Source organism: Enterococcus hermanniensis (assembly GCF_001885945.1).
In the GTDB taxonomy this organism is placed as follows: Bacteria; Bacillota; Bacilli; order Lactobacillales; family Enterococcaceae; genus Enterococcus_A; species Enterococcus_A hermanniensis.
The window spans coordinates 232,945-253,414 of record NZ_JXKQ01000001.1 but is presented as its reverse complement, the minus strand read 5'-3'; the positions used below and the strand labels follow the sequence as shown (position 1 = coordinate 253,414).

At 38.8% G+C, this 20,470-nt stretch carries 20 protein-coding genes; 15 read left to right on the top strand and 5 right to left on the bottom strand.

What is annotated here, in order from left to right:
• Window positions 1-35 precede the first annotated feature (35 nt).
• Window positions 36-1,229, bottom strand: a complete 1,194-nt coding sequence (locus tag RV04_RS01250) for a YdcF family protein (protein WP_071856654.1) — start codon at window positions 1,227-1,229, stop codon at window positions 36-38.
• Window positions 1,230-1,451: 222 nt separating this feature from the next.
• On the opposite strand from RV04_RS01250, the gene RV04_RS01245 reads away from it, so the two are divergent.
• Complete coding sequence (locus tag RV04_RS01245; protein ID WP_071856653.1) at window positions 1,452-1,934, top strand: GyrI-like domain-containing protein; 483 nt, start codon at window positions 1,452-1,454, stop codon at window positions 1,932-1,934.
• Between the two features lie 38 nt (window positions 1,935-1,972).
• Here RV04_RS01245 and RV04_RS01240 read toward each other — a convergent pair whose 3' ends face one another.
• From RV04_RS01240 to RV04_RS01225, 4 genes are all read right to left on the bottom strand, one after another.
• Window positions 1,973-3,265: a serine hydrolase gene (locus RV04_RS01240; protein WP_071856652.1), complete on the bottom strand. Its 1,293-nt coding sequence runs from the start codon at window positions 3,263-3,265 to the stop codon at window positions 1,973-1,975.
• A gap of 129 nt (window positions 3,266-3,394) precedes the next feature.
• Window positions 3,395-4,192: a TPM domain-containing protein gene (locus tag RV04_RS01235; RefSeq protein WP_071856651.1), complete on the bottom strand. Its 798-nt coding sequence runs from the start codon at window positions 4,190-4,192 to the stop codon at window positions 3,395-3,397.
• On the bottom strand, window positions 4,189-5,262 hold the full coding sequence (locus RV04_RS01230; RefSeq protein ID WP_071856650.1) for a TFIIB-type zinc ribbon-containing protein: 1,074 nt from the start codon (window positions 5,260-5,262) through the stop codon (window positions 4,189-4,191). The genes RV04_RS01235 and RV04_RS01230 overlap by 4 nt, the downstream gene beginning before the upstream one ends.
• Before the next feature lie 29 nt (window positions 5,263-5,291).
• A complete protein-coding gene (locus tag RV04_RS01225; protein ID WP_071856649.1) occupies window positions 5,292-6,527 on the bottom strand; it encodes an SPFH domain-containing protein in 1,236 nt (411 codons plus the stop codon).
• Window positions 6,528-6,709: 182 nt separating this feature from the next.
• Between RV04_RS01225 and dnaX the strand changes: the two genes are divergently transcribed.
• The 14 genes from dnaX (at window position 6,710) to RV04_RS01155 (ending at window position 20,429) form a co-directional block, all read left to right on the top strand.
• Entirely contained in the window at window positions 6,710-8,458 is a 1,749-nt protein-coding gene (gene dnaX, locus RV04_RS01220) for a DNA polymerase III subunit gamma/tau (protein WP_071856648.1), read from the top strand.
• An 18-nt stretch (window positions 8,459-8,476) separates the two neighbouring features.
• Window positions 8,477-8,791: a YbaB/EbfC family nucleoid-associated protein gene (locus RV04_RS01215; protein ID WP_071856647.1), complete on the top strand. Its 315-nt coding sequence runs from the start codon at window positions 8,477-8,479 to the stop codon at window positions 8,789-8,791.
• A 28-nt stretch (window positions 8,792-8,819) separates the two neighbouring features.
• Entirely contained in the window at window positions 8,820-9,416 is a 597-nt protein-coding gene (gene recR / locus RV04_RS01210; protein ID WP_010745627.1) for a recombination mediator RecR, read from the top strand.
• 57 nt (window positions 9,417-9,473) lie between these two features.
• Window positions 9,474-10,127, top strand: coding sequence for a dTMP kinase (gene tmk / locus RV04_RS01205; protein WP_071856646.1), 654 nt, complete (start codon window positions 9,474-9,476; stop codon window positions 10,125-10,127).
• Window positions 10,128-10,130: 3 nt separating this feature from the next.
• Entirely contained in the window at window positions 10,131-10,460 is a 330-nt protein-coding gene (locus RV04_RS01200; RefSeq protein WP_071856645.1) for a cyclic-di-AMP receptor, read from the top strand.
• 1 nt (window position 10,461) lies between these two features.
• On the top strand, window positions 10,462-11,397 hold the full coding sequence (holB, locus tag RV04_RS01195) for a DNA polymerase III subunit delta' (RefSeq protein WP_071856644.1): 936 nt from the start codon (window positions 10,462-10,464) through the stop codon (window positions 11,395-11,397).
• 29 nt (window positions 11,398-11,426) lie between these two features.
• Window positions 11,427-12,239, top strand: a complete 813-nt coding sequence (locus RV04_RS01190; RefSeq protein ID WP_071856643.1) for a PSP1 domain-containing protein — start codon at window positions 11,427-11,429, stop codon at window positions 12,237-12,239.
• Window positions 12,239-12,586, top strand: a complete 348-nt coding sequence (locus tag RV04_RS01185) for a DNA replication initiation control protein YabA (protein WP_071856841.1) — start codon at window positions 12,239-12,241, stop codon at window positions 12,584-12,586. Before RV04_RS01190 ends, RV04_RS01185 begins: the two co-directional genes overlap by 1 nt.
• A gap of 119 nt (window positions 12,587-12,705) precedes the next feature.
• On the top strand, window positions 12,706-13,563 hold the full coding sequence (rsmI, locus tag RV04_RS01180) for a 16S rRNA (cytidine(1402)-2'-O)-methyltransferase (RefSeq protein ID WP_071856642.1): 858 nt from the start codon (window positions 12,706-12,708) through the stop codon (window positions 13,561-13,563).
• A 150-nt stretch (window positions 13,564-13,713) separates the two neighbouring features.
• Entirely contained in the window at window positions 13,714-14,928 is a 1,215-nt protein-coding gene (locus RV04_RS01175; protein WP_071856641.1) for an ammonium transporter, read from the top strand.
• A 12-nt stretch (window positions 14,929-14,940) separates the two neighbouring features.
• Complete coding sequence (locus RV04_RS01170; RefSeq protein WP_071856640.1) at window positions 14,941-15,285, top strand: P-II family nitrogen regulator; 345 nt, start codon at window positions 14,941-14,943, stop codon at window positions 15,283-15,285.
• A gap of 626 nt (window positions 15,286-15,911) precedes the next feature.
• Complete coding sequence (locus RV04_RS01165) at window positions 15,912-17,015, top strand: baeRF6 domain-containing protein (protein WP_071856639.1); 1,104 nt, start codon at window positions 15,912-15,914, stop codon at window positions 17,013-17,015.
• Between the two features lie 180 nt (window positions 17,016-17,195).
• A complete protein-coding gene (locus RV04_RS01160) occupies window positions 17,196-17,396 on the top strand; it encodes a cold-shock protein (protein ID WP_010740784.1) in 201 nt (66 codons plus the stop codon).
• 279 nt (window positions 17,397-17,675) lie between these two features.
• A complete protein-coding gene (locus RV04_RS01155) occupies window positions 17,676-20,429 on the top strand; it encodes a helicase C-terminal domain-containing protein (protein ID WP_084405493.1) in 2,754 nt (917 codons plus the stop codon).
• The last annotated feature ends 41 nt before the right edge of the window (window positions 20,430-20,470 follow it).

Here is a 20,470-nt window from a genome sequence, read left to right as displayed (position 1 = left end):
AAAAGTAGAAAATACTTTTGTTCCAGCTTTTTTTGTTAACCACCAAAAAAATAATTGATCGCTGCTAAAGCGATGTAACCAATCGTGATCAAACTACACACGATCAAATGTGCTTTTTTATGCATTAAAGCAATCGCGATGAACTCACGCAAGAAAGCATTTGGTAAATAATATTTTGCAGTTTTAGCTCCGATACCATCAATGTTTAATCCAACTTCTTCAGCATACATACCAGCTCTAAAAATATGATAATTGTTAGAAGAAAAAATCGCTTGATAACCGGAAGGTTTTTCGCGCTCCATGACTTCTTTACTAAAGCGCATATTTTCTAATGTATTGGTCGACTGAGCTTCCATGAGGATCTCATCCTCAGGAATTCCTTGTGCTAGCGCATATTCACGCATCGCTTGTGCTTCGGGTACTTTTTCATCGGGCCCTTGTCCACCAGACATTACGAGTCGTGGTGGCGATAAGGTCGCTGCACTTTGTTTATGATAAAACTGGAGCGCACGATCGATCCGTTTGGCTAATAACGGTGTAACTGTTTCACCATTGATTAAACCGGCCCCCAAAACAACGATAAAGTCTTGCTCATATTTTGGTTGATTGAATTGATACAAAACGGAGATCGATAAGAAATTCCAGAAAACAACGAAGAAATAAAGCGCAATCGTTGTTGGAATCGCAAGCAAGACCAATGACCAACTAGGTAAAAATTTGGCACCGATTGTCTGTAAAAGAATTAAAGCTAAAATTGCTAATCCTAAAATCAAGGTCAATAAATTTGGCAAGCGTCGAGATTCTCTTCTAAGGACGATAAAGCTATTGCCGATTAAAAAAATCACGGCAGCATAGACACCAAAAGCGACTGCAATCAGAAATAAAATGAGTAATACAGCTGAGATACCCATTCCAATAATTGATTGGGCTGTAAAACTAATCAATCCGACGTAGATCATAAAGCTGATCAAAAATAGATTGAGTAGCCATCCATTTCTTAACCGACACTTTTCTTTGAAATAAAAATAGCAAAATAATAAAAAGAAAAATACAGGAATCAAAATAAAAAAAGTTTTCCTTTGAATTTCAAGGAATAAAAAATATAAGAGCAAAAAAATTCCTGACCAACGTAAAAAGAGATTGAAGCGTTTATGTTTGAAACGATTCAGTAAAACGAATAGAACAAGCAAGTAGATTCCTAATGCTAGGAAGTCTCGCTGGAAGTCCATACCATCACGCCTTTCTAAGCTATAAAATATAAAAATTTTTTCTAATTCGACCGACTATCAAATAGTTACCAATCAGTAGGAAAAAATCATTTGTTACAGTAGACAGTATATCAAAGAAACGAGTAAAATCGCAGTGAAGAATGATTTATTGGTTTTTATCAGAAAGCTCGGTAAAATGAATTTAGGAAATGAGCTTTTTATTTTAGATGGGGAGGAATGACAGTGAAGATTAAAGGGATTAATCGAGTCGATTTGCCCACGATTTATGTAATTGGAAAAGAAGGACGAGGTTTAGCAGAAGAGGGGGCTTCTTGGGTCCCATTATTATGGGATCAAGTCAATGATCATTTCGAAGAATTAGCAGCAACGCTAGCAAACCCAGAAAAAGTACCTTTACATCTTTGGGGGTTGATGAGTGATGGCACACAGTGGCTAGAGCCCTGGGAACATGAAGGACGTTATCTAGCAAGCGTGCAAGTAGCGAAAGAAATTTTTGTACCAGAAGGGTGGACACGTTGGGAACTTCCAGCAAAAAGTTACTTAACAGTCAAAGCTAATGGGGATAAGATCGAAGCAGCCACTAACTTGATGTTGGGAGAGATCTTTCCTTTAGAGAAGCTAGAACTTAATGGTGCGATCCAGGAACATTACTTACCTGAATTTACGCCAGGAGAGGTCGAATTGTATTTTCCATTCAAAACATAAAAAAACTTTCGACTCTAACAAAGTCGAAAGTTTTTTATTTATGCAAAGGCATTGGTGATTTTTTGCCAAAGAATTTCAAAGACATTGGCTTTTTCAACGGCTGCTTTAGTAATTAAATTTGTTGTGGCTCCTTCGTTTTTACGAACATAGCCTAGAGTATCTTGAGCAAGTTGAACACTAACAGTGCCCACTTTTTCATCCTTATGGACAGGAGCAGTAATTTTTTTATCATCTAACAATGAATTATCCACAGTTGATTTGATTGTTAAATTTGTGGGATCCATATCACTACGTACCCAAAGTGTTACTGGTTTTTCCATCGCTAAAGCTACACGATCTTGTTTGCCTTCAATAACGGCTAAAGACTTCTTATCAGTCGGTATTTGTCCTGCAGTAGTCACTTCTTGCTGATGCCAATTATCCAAGCAGTAATCCATCAATTTACTAGTTTCAGTAAAGCGAGCATTGGTATCATTGGCTTCATTCAAAGCATTTAAAATAACCGTAATCACACGACGACCATCTTTTTCAATCGTCCCGACAAAGCAGGCACCGGCTAGATCAGTTGTTCCAGTTTTTAAACCATCTACGCCTTCTTTATAATTGTCACCTTCGAAAAGCATAACATTCCAATTTTTCATCTCACTGGGATGAGTCGTGTTTGGCGCAAACGTTTTTTCTTGGATTTTTGATGTTTCTAAAATTTCTGGAAAATCTTTGATCAAATGTTGTGCAATGATTGCGACATCTTTGGCTGACATCATATTTTCATCGTTTTCTTGAGTATTTGGATAGCGATGATCGCCTAAATAAACATTACTCAATCCTGATGAATTGATGATTGTTGCATCGGTGATGTCCCATTTTTTTAATTGTTCACGCATTTGATCAACAAAAGTATGCTCGCTACCGGCCACAAGTTCAGCTAGTGCAACTGCACAAGCATTTGCTGATTGAACGATCATAGCTTCAAAAATATCTTTGACCGTATATTTTTGGCCACTGACTAAAGTAACGTTGGATAAGTCGGGAACCGTACTCAATGATTCAGCATATTCTGAAATTGGTACTTCTTGATCCCAAGTAATTTTCTTTTGCTTGATGGCGTTTAAAACCAAGTAAGCAGTGACAGTCTTCGTGATAGAAGCAATCCCTTTTGGGGTATCGCCATCTTGATTAAAGAAAACTTTTCCCGAATCCGCATCAATGGCATAACCAGCACCGGCGTTGACAGAAAAATCATCATCAGCTCGTGCAGTGATTCCAATGAAACTTTGGAAAAAGAGGATCAAGGTAACCAAAACAAGGGGAAATCTTTTCTTTTTATACATTGGTAAGCTCCTTTAGTTTATTACCTAAAAAAGTTTAGCAAAATAAAAGGAGGAATACAAGCAAATCCCAGTGGATTCCGAGTGTTTCGGAAATCCGCTGGGATCAGTAAAAACTTTTCTTTTTAGTAATTAAAATCCGCGTCCACCGCCACCAAAAGTTCCACCACCGCTAGAATTAGTGGTACTTCCACCGCCACCACCACCGCCGTTATTGTTAGCTGGTCGTGGGATTCTCCGAGTGGTAACAAATGAATTGACTAATTGGTCTTGTCGTTCTGTTAAGTCAAGTTTTGCATTTTGGCGATAGGGATAACGATACGTACCTTTTTTCATTTGATAGCGCAAACGGACAGAAACAAAGAATGCGATCGCTGCGGCTGCGGCAATAACAAAACCAATTGCAAATTCGATCGGTGTGATCGATTTATAATAAGTGATCTTGCCAGTCTTTTCATCGATTCGATAGGAACCTTTTGGGACGCCAGCATCAACAAATTCTTTGGTTGTCGAAAGGTAATCTGCTCCGGCTTGAAAGTAATCTTCGTTTTTCATCGCCGTGGTCACAGTATCTAAAATTGCATCGACACGCTTGTCGGTTAAGTAATCGATCATATTACCAGATGTAGCTACATAAATTTGTCGTTGATTCATATCGATCAGTAAAAGAGCACCGTTATTATCTTCTCCGACACGCGCTTTTAACTGTTGGTTTGCAAAGGTGCGAGGCTCTTCACTATTAGTATTCGTCGTTAGGATAAAAACTTGGCCTTTGATTTTTTGATTGAGAGTATCGGCTTGCTTTGCTAATTCTGTGCGTTGCTGTTGTGTTAATAGATTTGCTTGGTCATCAACGCTATCAGAAGCTGCATGAACTTTCAAAGGAATCAATAAGATTAAAAAGCTGAACAATAAAAAGAGTTTTTTCATAGGAAATACCCCACGATCATCGCTATGGCTAAAATACCAGCAAAGATACCTGCAGAGAATAAGCCTAAACGTTTATTGCTGATAGGCAACACCCCGCTGACCTTGCCAGTTTGCCCATTCATAGCATAATAATAGGTCTTTTTATCCGCGGCTTGATAGGTAACAAGCCAAACAGGTAATAGCATATAATGATTATCTTGTTTTTCCACCGCAACGGATTTGTTTTTAGCGGTGAACGTTGTATAGCCAGATACCGTATCCCGCAATAAGTCTTCAGTATATGCACCTAATTCATGCTGGATCTGATCGGCTAATTCAATGATTTCAATATCCCGTTTTTCTGCTTGGAAACCTGAAAGATATTCAGTATGAAAATCAACGGCTTGGTCAATTGGGAAAGGTTGAACACCTTCGACCATTTTTTGTTGCAGATTTTTAGTCAATGCGTTTTTGGTTAACTGCTTGATTTTAGCCGTTCCTTTGCGGAAAACTTGATAGACTTTAGTCTCGGTATATTCGATATCACCAATCACCCAAACCCTTAATGATGTCCCGCTACCAGTTAAATTCCCATTGGTTTCAGCATCGATCACCCAATAAGGAAAATAAACACCAGTCATTTTTTCGATTTGTTCTTGGTTGAAAAAATCTTTTGGAACGAAACGTTTTTTCTTAGTCCAAGTTAAAAAATCTGCGATTGCTTTTTCGCGGTCGATTTTAAAAGGTAATACTTTATTGGGTAAAAATTCTCCCGTTAAGCGCCCAGATAAGACTACTGGGTTATGACAGAAGTAACAATAAGTTGCGGCAGTCGTGTGATCGGTGACGATTTGAGCACCACAACTGGGGCAGAGAAATAAATCCATTTCACTGCCATCAGTTTTTTCGATTGATGAAGCCTCTGCCGCGCTATTTTCTACAGCGGCAGTCGTTGCTTTCGCTTCAAATGTTTCGATATCTTCTACGGTGAAAATACTCAAACAATAGTCACAATGAAATTTTTGATCACTCGGATTGAACGTTAACGGTCCGCCGCAGTTGGGACAATGATGTGTTATAACATCCGCCATTTGCAGACCACCTCAATTCAGCTTATTTTTTAATCTAATGACACGCCTTGAAATGGTTTGCCACAATGCGGACAAAATTTTGGTACGCCACTACTTAAATCGACGATTTCACCGCATTCACTACATTTCATTTGAATTTTTGCCGCTGCAGCAGGTGCTGGTTTTGGTTCACCGCAATTACTGCAGAATTTTCCTGTATTTTCAGTGCCGCATTTTGGACAAGCCCATTGTTCACTTGCTGCTTGAGTTTGGGCTTGTTGATGTTGTTGCATCTGTTGATTATTGCTTTGAGAAGCTTGGTTTAAAAAATCACCACCGGCATTCATGCCCATGCCCATTCCGAAGAATCCAGTGCTAGCACCGGCATCATTTTTTCCAGCAGCTTCCATCCCGCGAGCGACGGATCCTTGAACATAGCCTTCACGGACGCTGGGATCACCGAGCATGGCGCCTTCATTTCGCATGTTGATTAATTTGGTCGAATCATCGGTGTAAGAAATGCTTGCTACGGCCACGGAAACGATCTCTATGCCACGTAATTCCTTCCAACTATCATCCAAAGCTGTCGCTAAATATTTACTTAACTCTAAACTTTTTGACGGGACGTAAGAAATACGTTGGCCGTCAGCGGACATTTGATTGATCGATGCTTGTAAGCCGGTTAAAAATTCTTGTAAGTATTGCTCATTGATATCGTTGATATCGACTTGATCCAGGTTGCGAGGAATCGCATTGGCATAAAATAAAATTGGATCGGTCACTTTGATCGAATATGTCCCATGAGCGCGTAAAAACAATTCGGCATTATAAAAATTATCGAAATAATTCAATGGAGTACTTGTCCCAAATTTGATGCCTTTAATTTCTTGGAGATTGATGTAAAAGACTTGTTGTTTTTGTGGAGTCACACCGCCGAATTTGAAGCGGCTAAATGTCTCTGCGACTGCATCTTTCAACGAACCATTGAACATCGACGGGGCTGAATTGTTTTGAACAGTATAATAGCCTTCTTCAGCGGTGTAATCGATGATTTTCCCACCATCTACTAAAAGCATCATCATATTCGGATAAACGTGAATAACAGAACCGTCGGTAATCACGTCGGCAGTGCCTTTTTTATTACTTCCACGTTTATCATCTTTGCGTACAGCGGTCCCTTTTGTCATGACGGTCGTTTGACCCATATCGGCAGGTTCGATGACTTCAAGCCATTGATCGGCTAGTCCGCCACCTACACTACTAGTTGCTGCTTTGAATAGTCCCATGAATATCCCTCCATAAAAACGTTTTTTTCATTATACCATAGGCTATTTTCGAAACCGAAAAGATGCAACCGCACAAATTAAAACTGATTAAACAATTCAATCGAACAGACGGTTTATATAGTTTTTTTCGGTAAAATCACGTATAATAAAAAGCAGTGATTTTGAAAGAGAAGAGGAAAATTATGGCTTATCAAGCACTTTACCGCGTTTGGCGTTCTCAACGTTTTGATGACTTAGTTGGACAAGAAGCAATCACAAAAACGCTGAAGAATGCGATTCAACAACAGAAAACTTCCCATGCTTATTTGTTTACTGGTCCTCGCGGAACTGGGAAGACAAGTGCGGCAAAAATCTTTGCCAAAGCGATCAATTGCCCAAACAGTGTTGATGGCGAGCCATGTAATGAATGCGAAATGTGTCGCTCAATCACTGATGGCCGCCAAGAAGACGTTATTGAAATCGATGCAGCTAGTAATAACGGAGTCGAAGAAATTCGTTTTATCCGTGATCGGGCGAACTACGCTCCGACAACAGCTAAATACAAAGTGTATATCATCGATGAAGTTCACATGCTTTCGACTGGTGCTTTTAACGCGTTGCTAAAAACATTGGAGGAACCAAAAGAGCATGTGATCTTTGTCTTAGCGACGACGGAACCGCATAAAATTCCAGCCACGATCATCTCTCGGACCCAGCGCTTTGATTTCAAACGAATCAACGTCCAAGCGATTATCGGTCGGATGAAATATATTTTAGAAACAAGCGATCAGCCTTATGAAGAGCAAGCATTATCTGTGATTGCTCGCGCAGCAGAAGGTGGGATGCGAGATGCTTTGAGTATTTTGGACCAAGCAATTTCTTTTAGTAATGAAACAATTACCTTAGAAGATGCCTTAGCAGTTACTGGAAGTTTGACGACAGAAATGATGGATAGCTTCATTGGAGCCTGTTTGCAACAAGATGTTAGCGGGGCGTTAGAAGTTTTAGAAAATATCTTAGCGGAGGGGAAAGAAGCACGTCGTTTGACCGAAGATTTATTATTATATTGTCGTGATTTATTAATGTATCAGCAAGCGCCAAAATTATTAGAGAATCGGGCTTCTTACCTAACAGATAATTTTAAGCAATTGGCCCAAGCCACAGCTTCAGAACGTTTGTACGTAATGATCAAAATTTTGAGTGAGACACAAAATGAGATTCGTTTTACAAACCATGCCAATGTTTATCTAGAAGTAGCGACCGTAAAATTGGCAACTCCGCAAACACCACTTGCACCAACTGTTGGGGCTGTAGAATCAGAGATGATTGAACCTGTTGCAGTGAATCCAGCTGATTCAGCCGAACTACTAATGCTAAAAAAACAAGTTCAACAATTACAAAATGAGATGAAACAACTAAAAACACAGCCTACTGGTGAAAAAGAAGAACGAAAAGTGGTTCCGAAAAAAAATACCAGTACCTATCGTGTACCGACTGAACGTGTATATCAGGTGCTAGGTGAAGCAACTAAAGAGCATTTGATAAATGTGAAGAATGTTTGGGAAGATCTATTGATGGCTTTACCAGTGACCCAACGAGCGATGTTAAAAGCCAGCGAACCAGTAGCAGCAGGACCGAATCTATTGCTAGTTGCCTTTGACTATGAGATCGTTTGTCAACGAGCGGACACAAATGATGAGCTGCGCTTGAATATGCAAAATAGTTTAAGTATGATGGTCAAAGATTATGTCCCTGAATTTGTCTTTATTACCAGAGAAACGTGGCCACGTTTACGGCAAGCTTTTCTCAGTCAAAACCAGGAACGTCCAGATTTAATAGAAGAAAATGATTCAGAAGCTGGACAAGTAGATCTGTTGCCTACAGAAACCAACGAAGCCGTGGAACAAGCAAAAAGTTTGTTTGGCGATTTAGTGACAATCAAAGAAGATTAAAAGGAGCGAATAAATAATATGATGCGCGGAATGGGAAACATGCAAGGTATGATGAAACAAATGCAAAAAATGCAAAAAGAAATGGTGAAAGCACAAGATGAGTTGAATGCCAAAAAATTTACGGGTAGTTCGACGAACGATCTTGTAACAGTTACCTTTACTGGTGATAAAAACATGAAAGCAATGGCAATCAACCCTGAATTGATCGATCCAGAAGATCCAGAAATGTTACAAGATATGATCGTTTTAGCGGTTAATGATGCGATCACTAAAATCACAAAAGAAACCGAACAAACCATGGGTAAATACACAAAAGGCCTTCCTGGAATGTAAGCGACGTTAATCAGAAAGGAAGAACGAGATGCAATATCCAGAACCAATTGCAAAACTAATTGAGAGTTATATGAAGTTGCCGGGAATTGGTCAAAAGACCGCAACTCGTTTGGCTTTTTTCACGATCGATATGAAAGACGAGTCTGTCAATGAGTTTGCTCGTTCATTGATCAGTGTCAAGCGCGATTTACGCTTTTGTAGTATTTGCGGAAACATCACAGAAGAAGATCCTTGCGAAATTTGTTCTGATACAACAAGGGATCGTAGCACGATTTTAGTAGTAGAAGAACCTAAAGATGTGATGTCAATGGAAAAAGTTCGTGAATATCATGGACTCTATCATGTTCTTCACGGAGTATTGTCTCCGATGGAAGGAACTGGACCAGAAGACATCAATATCGCACCATTGATTAAGCGACTTCATGATGATGAAGTCAAAGAGGTGATCATTGCGACGAATGCCACGACAGAAGGCGAAGCAACGGCAATGTATCTTTCTCGTTTGATCAAACCAGCCGGTATCAAAGTGACGCGTTTAGCACATGGATTATCCGTGGGTAGCGACATCGAGTATGCGGATGAAATTACTTTATTGAAAGCTGTAGAAGGACGCCGTGAACTATAATTTTTCGCGGTGTTTTTTTGAAACATAGACAAGATTAAATAGTTGGAGGACAAGCAAGTGAACGGATTATTTATTACGATTGAAGGTCCAGATGGCGCAGGTAAAACGAGTGTGCTGAATGAACTTTATCCAAGATTACAGTTAACAGCGAAAAGGACGATCGTCAAAACAAGAGAGCCTGGAGGAATCCCAATCGCTGAAAAAATTCGCCACGTGATTCTTGACCCAATCAATGATCGCATGGATGAACGAACAGAGGCATTGCTTTATGCAGCTGCTCGTCGTCAACACTTAGTGGAAAAAGTTTGGCCAGCACTTGAGGCCGATGAAATTGTTTTGTGTGACCGCTTTGTAGACAGTTCATTGGCGTATCAAGGTGCTGCTAGAGGGATTGGTATGGATGAAGTAGCAGCGATCAATAAGTTTGCGACTGAAGGAACGACACCCAACATTACCTTGTATTTAGATATTGATTCAGATACTGGATTGCAACGAATTATGAAGAATCGGACCAATCAAATTGACCGTTTGGACTCGGAAGGGTTACAATTTCATCAGAGGGTCCGACATGCATACTTAAAAATAGCAGAAGCAAACCCAGATCGGATCATAAAAATTGATGCTCGGAAACGCTTAGACGAGGTCGTAAAAGAATGTTTTTATGAATTAGTAACGCGTTATCCAGACTATTTTCAATCACGAGAGGTGTAGATTATGAAACTTATTTTAGCAATCGTTCAAGACAAAGATTCAAATCGTTTAGCAAATGAATTTATCGATGCCAATATTCGAGCAACAAAACTTTCTTCTACAGGTGGCTTCTTAAAAGCTGGAAATAGCACTTTTATCATCGGGATCGAAGATGAACGAGTAGAAGACGCACTAGCTTTAATCAAAGAAACTTGTCAAGCGCGTACTCAATATGTGACAACACCTGTAACGCTAGATATCTCATTAGATGGCCAAATCCCCTATCCAGTTGAAGTCGAAGTTGGTGGAGCAACGGTTTTTGTTCTTCCAGTCGAAGGTTTCCATCAGTATTAATATGGCAGAGATAGAAAAACTAGAAACCATTCAGCCGATTGTTTTTCGTCAACTACAAAATAGTTTTGAGCATGGGCGTTTGGCCCATGCTTATCTTTTTGAAGGCGATCAAGGAACAGGAAAAGCAGCGCTTGCGCTATGGTTCACGAAACATCTGTTTTGTCTGAATCTGCAAGACAATATGCCGTGTGAAAAATGTAATAATTGTCTGCGGATCACCAGCAAAGAACATCCTGATGTGGTCGAGATCGAGCCAGATGGCCAGTCGATCAAAGTCGATCAAATTCGGGCGTTACAAATTGAATTGACGAAGAGTGGCTTTGAATCGGCCAAGAAAGTAGTCATTATTCATCAAGCAGAAAAAATGAATACTAATTCAGCAAATAGTTTATTGAAATTTTTGGAAGAACCCCCTGCAAACTTCATGATTATCCTAGAAACACAGTCATTAGGCAAAATTTTACCAACGATTCGTTCCCGTTGTCAGATTATCCATTTTCAAGGATTATCGACACAACAGCTACAGGCCCGTTTGGAAGCAGAAGAAATTCCGGCTAAAACGGCGAGCCTCTTAGCTAATTTAACAAATAGTTATGGAAAAGCTGTTGAAATCTCAAAAGATGAATGGTTTAATGAAGCTAGAGATGCTGTTATTCAATGGTTTAATTACCTTGCGAAAAATGATTCACAAGCGTTTATCTATGTTCAAAAAAAATTGGTTAAAACTTTCAAAGACAAGCAGCAACAACAACTTGCATTTGAGATGTTGGCGTACTATGTCAAAGAAAAACGAAATCAAATGATCAAGCAGAATCCAGCAGCATTAGATAAATACAATTATCTGTTAGAGGAAGTTTTATTGGCCAGTCAGAAATTAGAAGCGAATGTTTCATTTCAAAATATTGCAGAACAGATAACGCTACGGATCGTGTTTTAAACACGTTATTTAAGAGAGTAGGGACAGTCATGGTTGAAGTTGTAGGTGTTCGTTTTCGCGACGCGGGACATGTTTATTATTATGCTCCGGGGAAAGATGAATATTTTTATAATGATAAAGTCTTGGTTGAGTCACAACAAGCGCACCAGATCGCGACAGTGGCAATTCCAAAAATAGAAATAGCAAAAAAAGATTTGTCAGATGATTTGAAAATGATTTTACATAAAGCATCGGATAAAGAATTAAAAAAATTAGCCAAAAATGAAGCGGATGCCGAAGCGGCTTTTAAAATAGCGAAAGAAAAAATTCGTACGCATGAGTTGGATATGAAATTGATCCAAGTTGAGTATACGTTCGATCGCAGTAAGATGATTTTCTTCTTTACTGCAGATGGTCGGATCGATTTTCGAGAATTAGTCAAAGACTTAGCAAGTATATTCCGGACACGGATCGAATTACGCCAAATCGGCGTGCGGGATGAAGCAAAGATCCTAGGGGGACTTGGACCTTGTGGTCGCCCATTGTGTTGTTCAACCTTTTTAGGGGACTTTATTCCTGTTTCAATCAAAATGGCGAAAGACCAAGGCCTATCTTTGAACCCAACGAAAATATCTGGCTTGTGCGGTCGTTTGATGTGCTGTTTAAAATATGAAAATGGTGAATATGCAGCGGCTAAAAAGGCGATGCCGGATTACGGCAAAGAAATCGATACCCCGGAAGGCCGCGGGAAAGTCGTTGGTTTGAACCTATTAAGTAAAGTTGTAAAAGTTCGTTTGTTCGGCCGCGATGCAACGGTCGATTTTGATTTCCAAGAATTAGTTGAAGCAGGTGGGGTATCATGATGGATCGACGATCACTTTACGATGGCTTGAATCGATTAGAGCAAGATATGCATAAAAATCTTGACGATCTCGCTTCTATGAAGGAAACGTTGTTAGAAATCGTAGAAAAAAACACAACGTTAGAAATGGAAAATGAGCGATTGCGTGAGCGTATTCGTGAAATTGATGAAAAGAAATCGCCCGTTCAAGATGAACGTCAAGAACTATCTGAATCACGCTTGAATTTAGAGAAAATCTATGAAGATGGGTTTCATGTCTGCAATTTACTTTATGGATCAAGGCGAGAACAAGATGAACCATGTGCATTTTGTTTAGATGTCATCTATCGCGAGAGTAAACATAAATAGAAAAAAAGGACCTAATTGGTCATTATTGAAAGTGGGCATGACGTTGCTTTTGTCACGCCCATTTTCTTTTGTTTCGGAGAAAAAAGAATGAGCAGACTGAAAGAGTAAGGAGAATATTTGTGAGAATCCAAAAAAGTTTTGCGCAAGAACAGGGGACACTGTATTTAGTTCCTACACCAATCGGTAACTTGGAAGACATGACCTTTCGTGGTGTTAAAACATTGCAAACAGTTGATTTGATCGCTAGCGAAGATACGCGGAATACTCAAAAGTTATTGAATCACTTTGAAGTAAAAGTACCGCAAAAAAGTCTGCATGAACATAATTATAATGAGCGGGTTCCAGAATTGATTGCTTTTTTAAAAGCAGGTAAATCAATCGCACAAGTGAGTGATGCCGGAATGCCATCTATTAGTGATCCGGGACATGAATTGGTGGTAGCTTGTATCAAGGAAGATATCCCAGTCGTGGCACTTCCTGGAGCAACTGCTGGGATGACCGCATTGATTGCTTCCGGACTTTTGCCGCAACCATTTTATTTCTATGGTTTTTTACAACGGAAAAAAAGTTCCCAAAAGAAAGAACTAGAAGAATTAAAAAAACAAACAGCGACGCTTATTTTTTATGAATCTCCGCATCGAGTCAAAGAGACACTAAAAAATATTTTAGAAGTTTGTGGCAATCGTGACGTGGTGATTTGTCGTGAATTGACCAAACTTTATGAAGAATATCTACGCGGAAGTGTGGAAGAAGTATTAGAATATCTAGCAGATCATTCCTTGAAAGGTGAGTGTTGTTTGCTTGTCTCTGGAACAATGGAACCAGGGGAAGAAGAAATCATCTTTGAAGGAACGCTAAAAGAGCAAGTCGAATTCTTGATTTCAGAAGGACAGTCTTCTAAAGAAGCAATGAAAGTCGTAGCAAAACGACACAATCTGAAAAAACAGGATGTCTATAAAGAATACCATCAATTATAAGAGTAGGAGTTTGCTCCTACTCTTTTTGTGTGAACTTTTCTAACACAAAAAGTAATAAAATTAGAATTAAATGAAATAAAAAGGATTAAACACTTTTAATTTTAATTTATGGTGTTAGAATACTTAACGTAAATAGAATGGAGTGATTCGATGGCAGCTAATATTGCATTTATATTAATTTGTTCAGGATTTGTGTTTCTAATGACACCAGCATTAGCCTTTTTTTATGGCGGTTTAGAACGCAGAAAAAATATTCTGAATACCATGATGATGGTAATTTGTACGACAGGCTTAGCTTCCTTGATTTGGGTAGCTGTCGGATATTCGTTATCTTTCAGTGGTGGTGGAGATTTTATTGGTAATTTAGATAAAATATTTTTTAACCATGTCTCGATGACAAAAGGTGAGGGTATTCCAGAAGGTCTGTTTGCTTTCTTTCAAATGATGTTTGCGTTGATTACGACGGCGATCTTGACTGGATCTGTTGCAGGTCGGATGCGTTTTTCAGCGATTTTTATATTTATCGCCATTTGGCTAGTTGTGGTTTACTTCCCTATGGCACATATGGTTTGGGGTGGCGGTTTCTTAGATAAGATTGGATCGATCGATTTTGCCGGTGGAAATGTGGTTCATATAAGTTCGGGAATTTCTGGTTTGGTTTTGGCTCTCGTCTTAGGTCGAAGACGAGAGTATCATTTAGGAAATTATCGTCCGCATAATGTTCCTTTTGTTGTTTTAGGAACTGGACTTTTATGGTTCGGTTGGTTTGGTTTTAATGGAGGATCAGCTTTAGCAGCGGATGGATTAGCCATCCATTCAATGATCACAACGAACACTGCCGCAGCCTGTGCGATGCTTTCTTGGATGTTGATCGAAAAGGTGTTGAATGGCAAACCGACAGTGGTTGGCGCCTGCACAGGGGCCGTGGTTGGATTAGTAGCAATCACACCAGGGGCAGGGTTTGTTTCGATTGGTTCCAGTATAGTGATCGGTGCTTTGGTCAGTCCATTTTGCTATTATTTCATCGCAGTTATCAAACAAAAATTAGGATTTGATGATGCGCTAGATGCATTTGGTTGTCATGGTGTTGGCGGAATCTTTGGCGGAATCGCAACCGGAATTTTTGCGGACCCATCGGTGGGTGGAAAAGCTGGACTACTCTATGGTGGGACACCTTTGTTTATCGCGCAGATCGAAAGTGTGGGATTTACTTTATTATTTGCAGGAGTTGCCAGCTATTTGATTATTTCGTTGATTCGATTGTTTATGCCGATTCGTGTCTCGCAACAAGAAGAGGCGTTGGGCTTAGATCAAATCGAACATGATGAAAATGCTTATCCAACTTTCATGGGAATGGATTCATAGAGGAGTAGTTAGATGAAAAAAGTAGAAGCGATCATTAGACCAGAAAAAGTAGAAGCAATCAAATTTGCGATCGATCAAACGGGGAATGTCAATGGGATGACCGTCAGCCAAGTACTAGGCTGTGGTTTACAAAAGGGGCAAAAGACCTATGTGCGCGGTCAAGCGGTCATCACAACGTTACTTCCTAAAGTATCCGTCAGTTTTATTTTAGCGGATGAAGATGTCAATGCAGTGATTGATTTGATTTTAGATATCTGCCAATCTGATGAATGTGGTACAGGAAAAATTTTTATTTCTCCAATCGAAGAAGTTATTCGAATTCGTACGCGGGAACATGGTCAAGCAGCGATTCAATAAAAAAAGAACTGCTCAATAAATTTGAGCAGTTCTTTTGATTGGTCTAGTTTTTATCAAATATATATGCTGATTGTTATAAACTTATTTTATTCATTTTGTTTGCTAACAAATGTTAAATGGTTTCGCTTTCGAAAAAGTGATAAAAAGGAATAAGGCTTTCTATTAATATAGTAGTAAAAATGATTTATTTTCTTTAAAGTACTACATCAAATTTAAAAGCGCTTTTAAATCTTCGGTGAGTCAGATAGGTTTAATGCAAATTGAATTTTAAAATATCCAAGGTGATTTTTAAGTTTCTTTATGAATAGTACAGCTATTAGAGGGCAAAATAAAAAACCACCATAGCCGTCACTATGGTGGAAATGAAGGTTGTTATTTACTCTTGGTAGGAGTAAGTATGAAAAAACCAATTCGGGATAATTGGTATATTATTATAATAAAGCATCCTTTGAATGAAAGTATGAATAAGACTTTGTTAAACACTAAGAAATGTATTAGAAAGAACTTATGCAATTTTGCATGAAATTTTTTGGTATTTTACACAATGTAAGGGTTGCATTTTGTTTTTAGGAATTTCGAGTCTGTGCTACACTGAGAATGGAAGATTTTATTAGGAGGTTAGTTTTATGGCAAACATCAGTAAAAAGTTAACAACTGAATTGATTTCAGAAGAAGCGAATGGTCCGTTTATCACCTTTATGTTGAATACGCATCATGCGCACCAAGAAGTAGAAAAAGATCAAATCACGTTTAAAAACTTTTCTAAAGAAGCAAAGAAACGCTTTGAAAAGAAGTACACTGAAACAAGCTTTGAACCATTCCAAGAAAAAATCGATCAATTATTAGCAGACGGAGATTTTTGGCGCAGCGGAACGAAAAGTGTCGCAGTAATTTTGACTAAAGATCAAACGTATGTCCATCGCTTAACTATCGATGTGGACGATCAATATTATGTAAGTGATTTGCCTTATCTATTAGCGATCATTAAAAATGCACAATTTAACTATTCGTACTATCTATTAACTTTGAACAAAGACTCAATGAAACTATACACTGTTCATAACAAAGAAATAAAAGCCGTTGAATTACCTGAAGGAGCACCAACCGATGTTGTGACTGCTCTGGGTGATGAATTGACTGGTGGCAACTTAAACGTTTCTGCGCGTGGTGGTGAAGTAGGAAGTTTCCATGGAGTCAACACGAAAGATGAAGAAGTTGAGATCGACTGGATCAACTACTATCAAGCAGTGGATAATTTCTTGAAAACATTAGACAACCCCGAAAAATTACCGATTTATGTCTATGCTTTACCGGAAAATCAAACACAATTCAAAAAAGTAGCTAAAAATCCATATTATTCAGATAAAGCTGCGATTATCGGCTCTCCTGCTCAAGCAACAATCAATGATTTGAAGAAGGAAACTGAAAAACTGACGGATCAATTAGCAGCTATAGAAACAACCACTTATCAAGAATTAGCTAACAAGAAATTTGTTGATCAATTGGTCGATATTGTTCCGGCTGCAAAAGAAGGAAAAATTTCGCATTTGTTCATTGCCACGTCGAACCTTGTGGATGGTTTTGGTGAAGATCCCGATGTAGAATATGATCGTCGTCAAGTACTGAATGAACTTACAGCAAACGTCACAAAAACGGGCGGACAAGTGTTTATTCTAGAACAAAAGGATGCGCCAGATGAGAAGAGTTTGTTAGCGGTTTTACGATATTAAAAAGACAGGTAAAAAAGCAAAAAAAAATGAGCGATAATCTAGTGTTATCGCTTTAAATATGCTATAATTCTTTTTGTAGTTGTTGTACGGTAATATTGGTAAGTTTGTTTCAAACAACATCCTTCCTATTTCACCATTCAAGTAATTACAAATCAATTTTATCCTAGGAGGATGTTTAACATGGAACAAGGTACAGTAAAATGGTTTAACTCAGAAAAAGGCTACGGATTTATTACTGCAGAAAACGGAAACGATGTATTCGTACATTTCTCAGCAATCCAAGGCGACGGATTCAAAACTTTAGAAGAAGGTCAAGCAGTGACTTTCGATGTTGAAGATGGCCAACGTGGACCACAAGCAACTAACGTAAACAAAGCTTAATTAGTTGAATTTTACAAGCCGGATGCGCAAGCATCTGGCTTTTTTTGTGTAGATCGAAAAAATAGCAGACAGCAGACCAAATACCAGATAAAATTTTTACAACTATTTTTAAATGAAAACGATTGATTGAAAGAACTTTCTTGAAGAACGTGTTACTATTCAGATATAATGCCTTGAGGTACTTTGAAAATAAAGCAGTTTATAATCGCTAAATCAATCATACATAATAACGGAGTTTATTTGATGTTGTATGGAAACGTTGCGAAAGGAAGAGCATGTGTGAAAAAGAGTTACGCAGTCGTGGATATTGAAACGACAGGAACAGATCCTAAAACGAGTCGAATCATTCAATTTGGCTGTGTCTTAATCGAAGATGGAAAAATAATGAGTCATTTTTCGACGGATATTAATCCTGATCAAACGATCCCGCCGCAAATTCAGACATTGACAGGCATCACTAATCAACGGATCCGCAAGGCGCCTTATTTTGAAGATGTCGCTCAGACTATCGCAAATTTATTGGAAGATACGGTGTTTGTTGCGCACAATATTCATTTTGACTACCCGTTTTTAAGTAATGAATTAGAGCGTTGTGGGTTACCAGCGTTAACAATCCCTGGAATCGATACGGTGGAATTGGCCCAAGTCTTTATGCCGACTTCGTTAAGTTTTCGTTTAAAAGATTTGGCTGAAGAGTTGCAGCTAGTCCATGAAAATCCACATCAAGCGGATAGTGATGCCGACGTTACAGCACAATTATTGTTACATTTAGAAAAAATTATCAAAGAATTACCAATCATCACTTTAGAAAAAATTATTAGTGCCGCCGATCAAATGGCTTTTCAAACAAAGGATTTTTTAGTGGATTGTTTAGCCGATATGCACTTGCAGCCCCAGCTGTTATCAGAAGAATTGACGATCGTTCATGGCTTTGCTTTACACAAAAAAAGTGTGCCGCTTTTTGCTGAGAATTATTATGGGAACAAAGCCTACCCTCGTTCACGTAAAGCAAAAGAAAAAATCTATCAAGGTGCATTGACGTTTCGTAAAGAGCAAGCCCGTTTGATGAATTTGGTTTATGACTTTTTCAACAAAAAGACTGATAAAAATATTTTAGTAGAAGCGGCGACCGGTATCGGAAAAACATTAGGTTATCTATTACCGATGAGTTATCTTGCAACAGCAGAGCAACCGATCATTATCAGTACAGTCTCGCTGTTATTGCAAGAGCAGATCCTAACGCATGATCTGCCACTGATTAATCGTTTACTGGATCAGCCTTTACAAGCCGTGGTGATGAAAAGTAGTCGTCATTATTTGGATCTGGAACGTTTTTACCAGACTTTTGAAAAAGGATCGCAGCAAAAACAATACACGTTATATCAAATGGCTTTATTGGTTTGGTTGACTAAGACTGAAACTGGAGACTTCGACGAGTTGAATATGACGAATTTAAATCACCCGTTTTGGCAAGATGTTGCGCACTTAGGGCCACACTCGTTGAATCCAAAAAGCCCCTTTTACGCGGTCGATTTTATTCATCACCGACAAAAAAAATTGGCTCAAAGCAATCTGATCGTAACCAACCATGCTTTTCTAGTGCAAGAAGATCAACGAAAAGAACCGCAATTACCAGCAAGTCCTTATTTGATTATTGATGAAGCGCATCATTTGACCCGTTCGTTAGAAAGAAATAGTACCCATCAATTGAATATTCTAGCGATTCAACGTCAATTTCACCAACTGAATGAGCATCAACTTTTTCAAACTTGGCGAGAATTAGTTAAAAAGGATCAATATACGCAGCATATGGTTGAACTTTTTCAAGATGTTTTACAAGAACTAAATGAAGAATTAACCGATTTGTATCAAGTCTTTAAACAAGAGTATCCAACAGAAGAAGATCGCTTGATCACAAAGGCAATGATCGATCAGTTATCATTAGCTGGAGAACAAGTTTTGCAGCGGATTGGACGACTATATCAGGATGTGCTGATCTTGGGCGAACGTTTGCAAGAGTATCATGAGATCTACAAAGAAACATTTAGCATCAAGGAACACGCTGAGTGGGATGAATTGCAACTTGTTTTAGAAAGTTTACAACACCAACAAATCGCGTTTGACTGTTTCAGTGAGCGCTGGGATGCACGCTATCTCCACTGGTTCAACGGAAAACGAAAAACCTTCCATGTTCAAGACTTAGAAGCTTCTTTGATCAGTGATACAAAATGGTACGACCGTTATCAACAAATTTTGTATCTTGGTGGGACACTGAAGGTAGGTAGCGATCGACGTTACTTTGCGAAACGTTGGGGTATTCCTGATACGCCACTGAAAATCATTAGCAGTCCCTATGATTACGCCCAGCAAGCTCGATTGTATTTGCCAACGGATAGCATTAGTATTCAAGGAACTTCTCCGGATCATTACGCCAATTATTTGGCTCAAGTTGTTCGTCAATTAGCAGAAAATCAAAAGCGACCCATTTTGGTTTTATTCACTTCCCATGATATCTTGAATCGAGTGTATCAACGGGTTCGTGTCCCTTTATTGAATGAAGGGCGAGAAGTTTTAGCCCAAGGAGTCGGCGGTAGTCGAGAAAAACTACTAAAACGATTTTTACTTTCTGAAGATGCGTTACTATTTGGTGCAGATAGTTTTTGGGAGGGGATTGATTTACCAGGAGAAGTCTTACAGATTTTGATCGTGACGCGGTTACCTTTTGAAAATCCTAAACGCCTCCAAGTTCATGCTCGTAATGAATTTTTATCTGCCCAAGGAATCAATCCTTTTTATCAAGAATCCGTTCCTCAGGCTTCGCTACGTTTACGCCAAGCGCTAGGACGGTTGATCCGATCTGAAAATGATCGTGGAGTGATGCTTTTATTGGATCAACGATTTATTACAGCCAGTTATGGTGAGAAGTTACGGAAATCTTTGCCCAAAGAGTTACCGATCAAGCAACTGCCATTAGCAAAAATCTTAAGAGAAACCGACGAATTTTTAAATTCTGACAAAAATGTAGAGAATTAATGAGGGTTCGCTTGTCTTTTGGTATAATGTAGCTTGTCTGA

Coding starts and splice junctions, on each gene's coding strand:
- RV04_RS01250 (WP_071856654.1), bottom strand. CDS start 1,229: ATGGACTTCCAGCGAGACTTCCTAGCATTAGGAATCTACTTGCTTGTT.
- RV04_RS01240 (WP_071856652.1), bottom strand. CDS start 3,265: ATGTATAAAAAGAAAAGATTTCCCCTTGTTTTGGTTACCTTGATCCTC.
- RV04_RS01235 (WP_071856651.1), bottom strand. CDS start 4,192: ATGAAAAAACTCTTTTTATTGTTCAGCTTTTTAATCTTATTGATTCCT.
- RV04_RS01230 (WP_071856650.1), bottom strand. CDS start 5,262: ATGGCGGATGTTATAACACATCATTGTCCCAACTGCGGCGGACCGTTA.
- RV04_RS01225 (WP_071856649.1), bottom strand. CDS start 6,527: ATGGGACTATTCAAAGCAGCAACTAGTAGTGTAGGTGGCGGACTAGCC.
- dnaX (WP_071856648.1), top strand. CDS start 6,710: ATGGCTTATCAAGCACTTTACCGCGTTTGGCGTTCTCAACGTTTTGAT.
- RV04_RS01215 (WP_071856647.1), top strand. CDS start 8,477: ATGATGCGCGGAATGGGAAACATGCAAGGTATGATGAAACAAATGCAA.
- recR (WP_010745627.1), top strand. CDS start 8,820: ATGCAATATCCAGAACCAATTGCAAAACTAATTGAGAGTTATATGAAG.
- RV04_RS01200 (WP_071856645.1), top strand. CDS start 10,131: ATGAAACTTATTTTAGCAATCGTTCAAGACAAAGATTCAAATCGTTTA.
- holB (WP_071856644.1), top strand. CDS start 10,462: ATGGCAGAGATAGAAAAACTAGAAACCATTCAGCCGATTGTTTTTCGT.
- RV04_RS01190 (WP_071856643.1), top strand. CDS start 11,427: ATGGTTGAAGTTGTAGGTGTTCGTTTTCGCGACGCGGGACATGTTTAT.
- RV04_RS01185 (WP_071856841.1), top strand. CDS start 12,239: ATGGATCGACGATCACTTTACGATGGCTTGAATCGATTAGAGCAAGAT.
- RV04_RS01175 (WP_071856641.1), top strand. CDS start 13,714: ATGGCAGCTAATATTGCATTTATATTAATTTGTTCAGGATTTGTGTTT.
- RV04_RS01170 (WP_071856640.1), top strand. CDS start 14,941: ATGAAAAAAGTAGAAGCGATCATTAGACCAGAAAAAGTAGAAGCAATC.
- RV04_RS01165 (WP_071856639.1), top strand. CDS start 15,912: ATGGCAAACATCAGTAAAAAGTTAACAACTGAATTGATTTCAGAAGAA.
- RV04_RS01160 (WP_010740784.1), top strand. CDS start 17,196: ATGGAACAAGGTACAGTAAAATGGTTTAACTCAGAAAAAGGCTACGGA.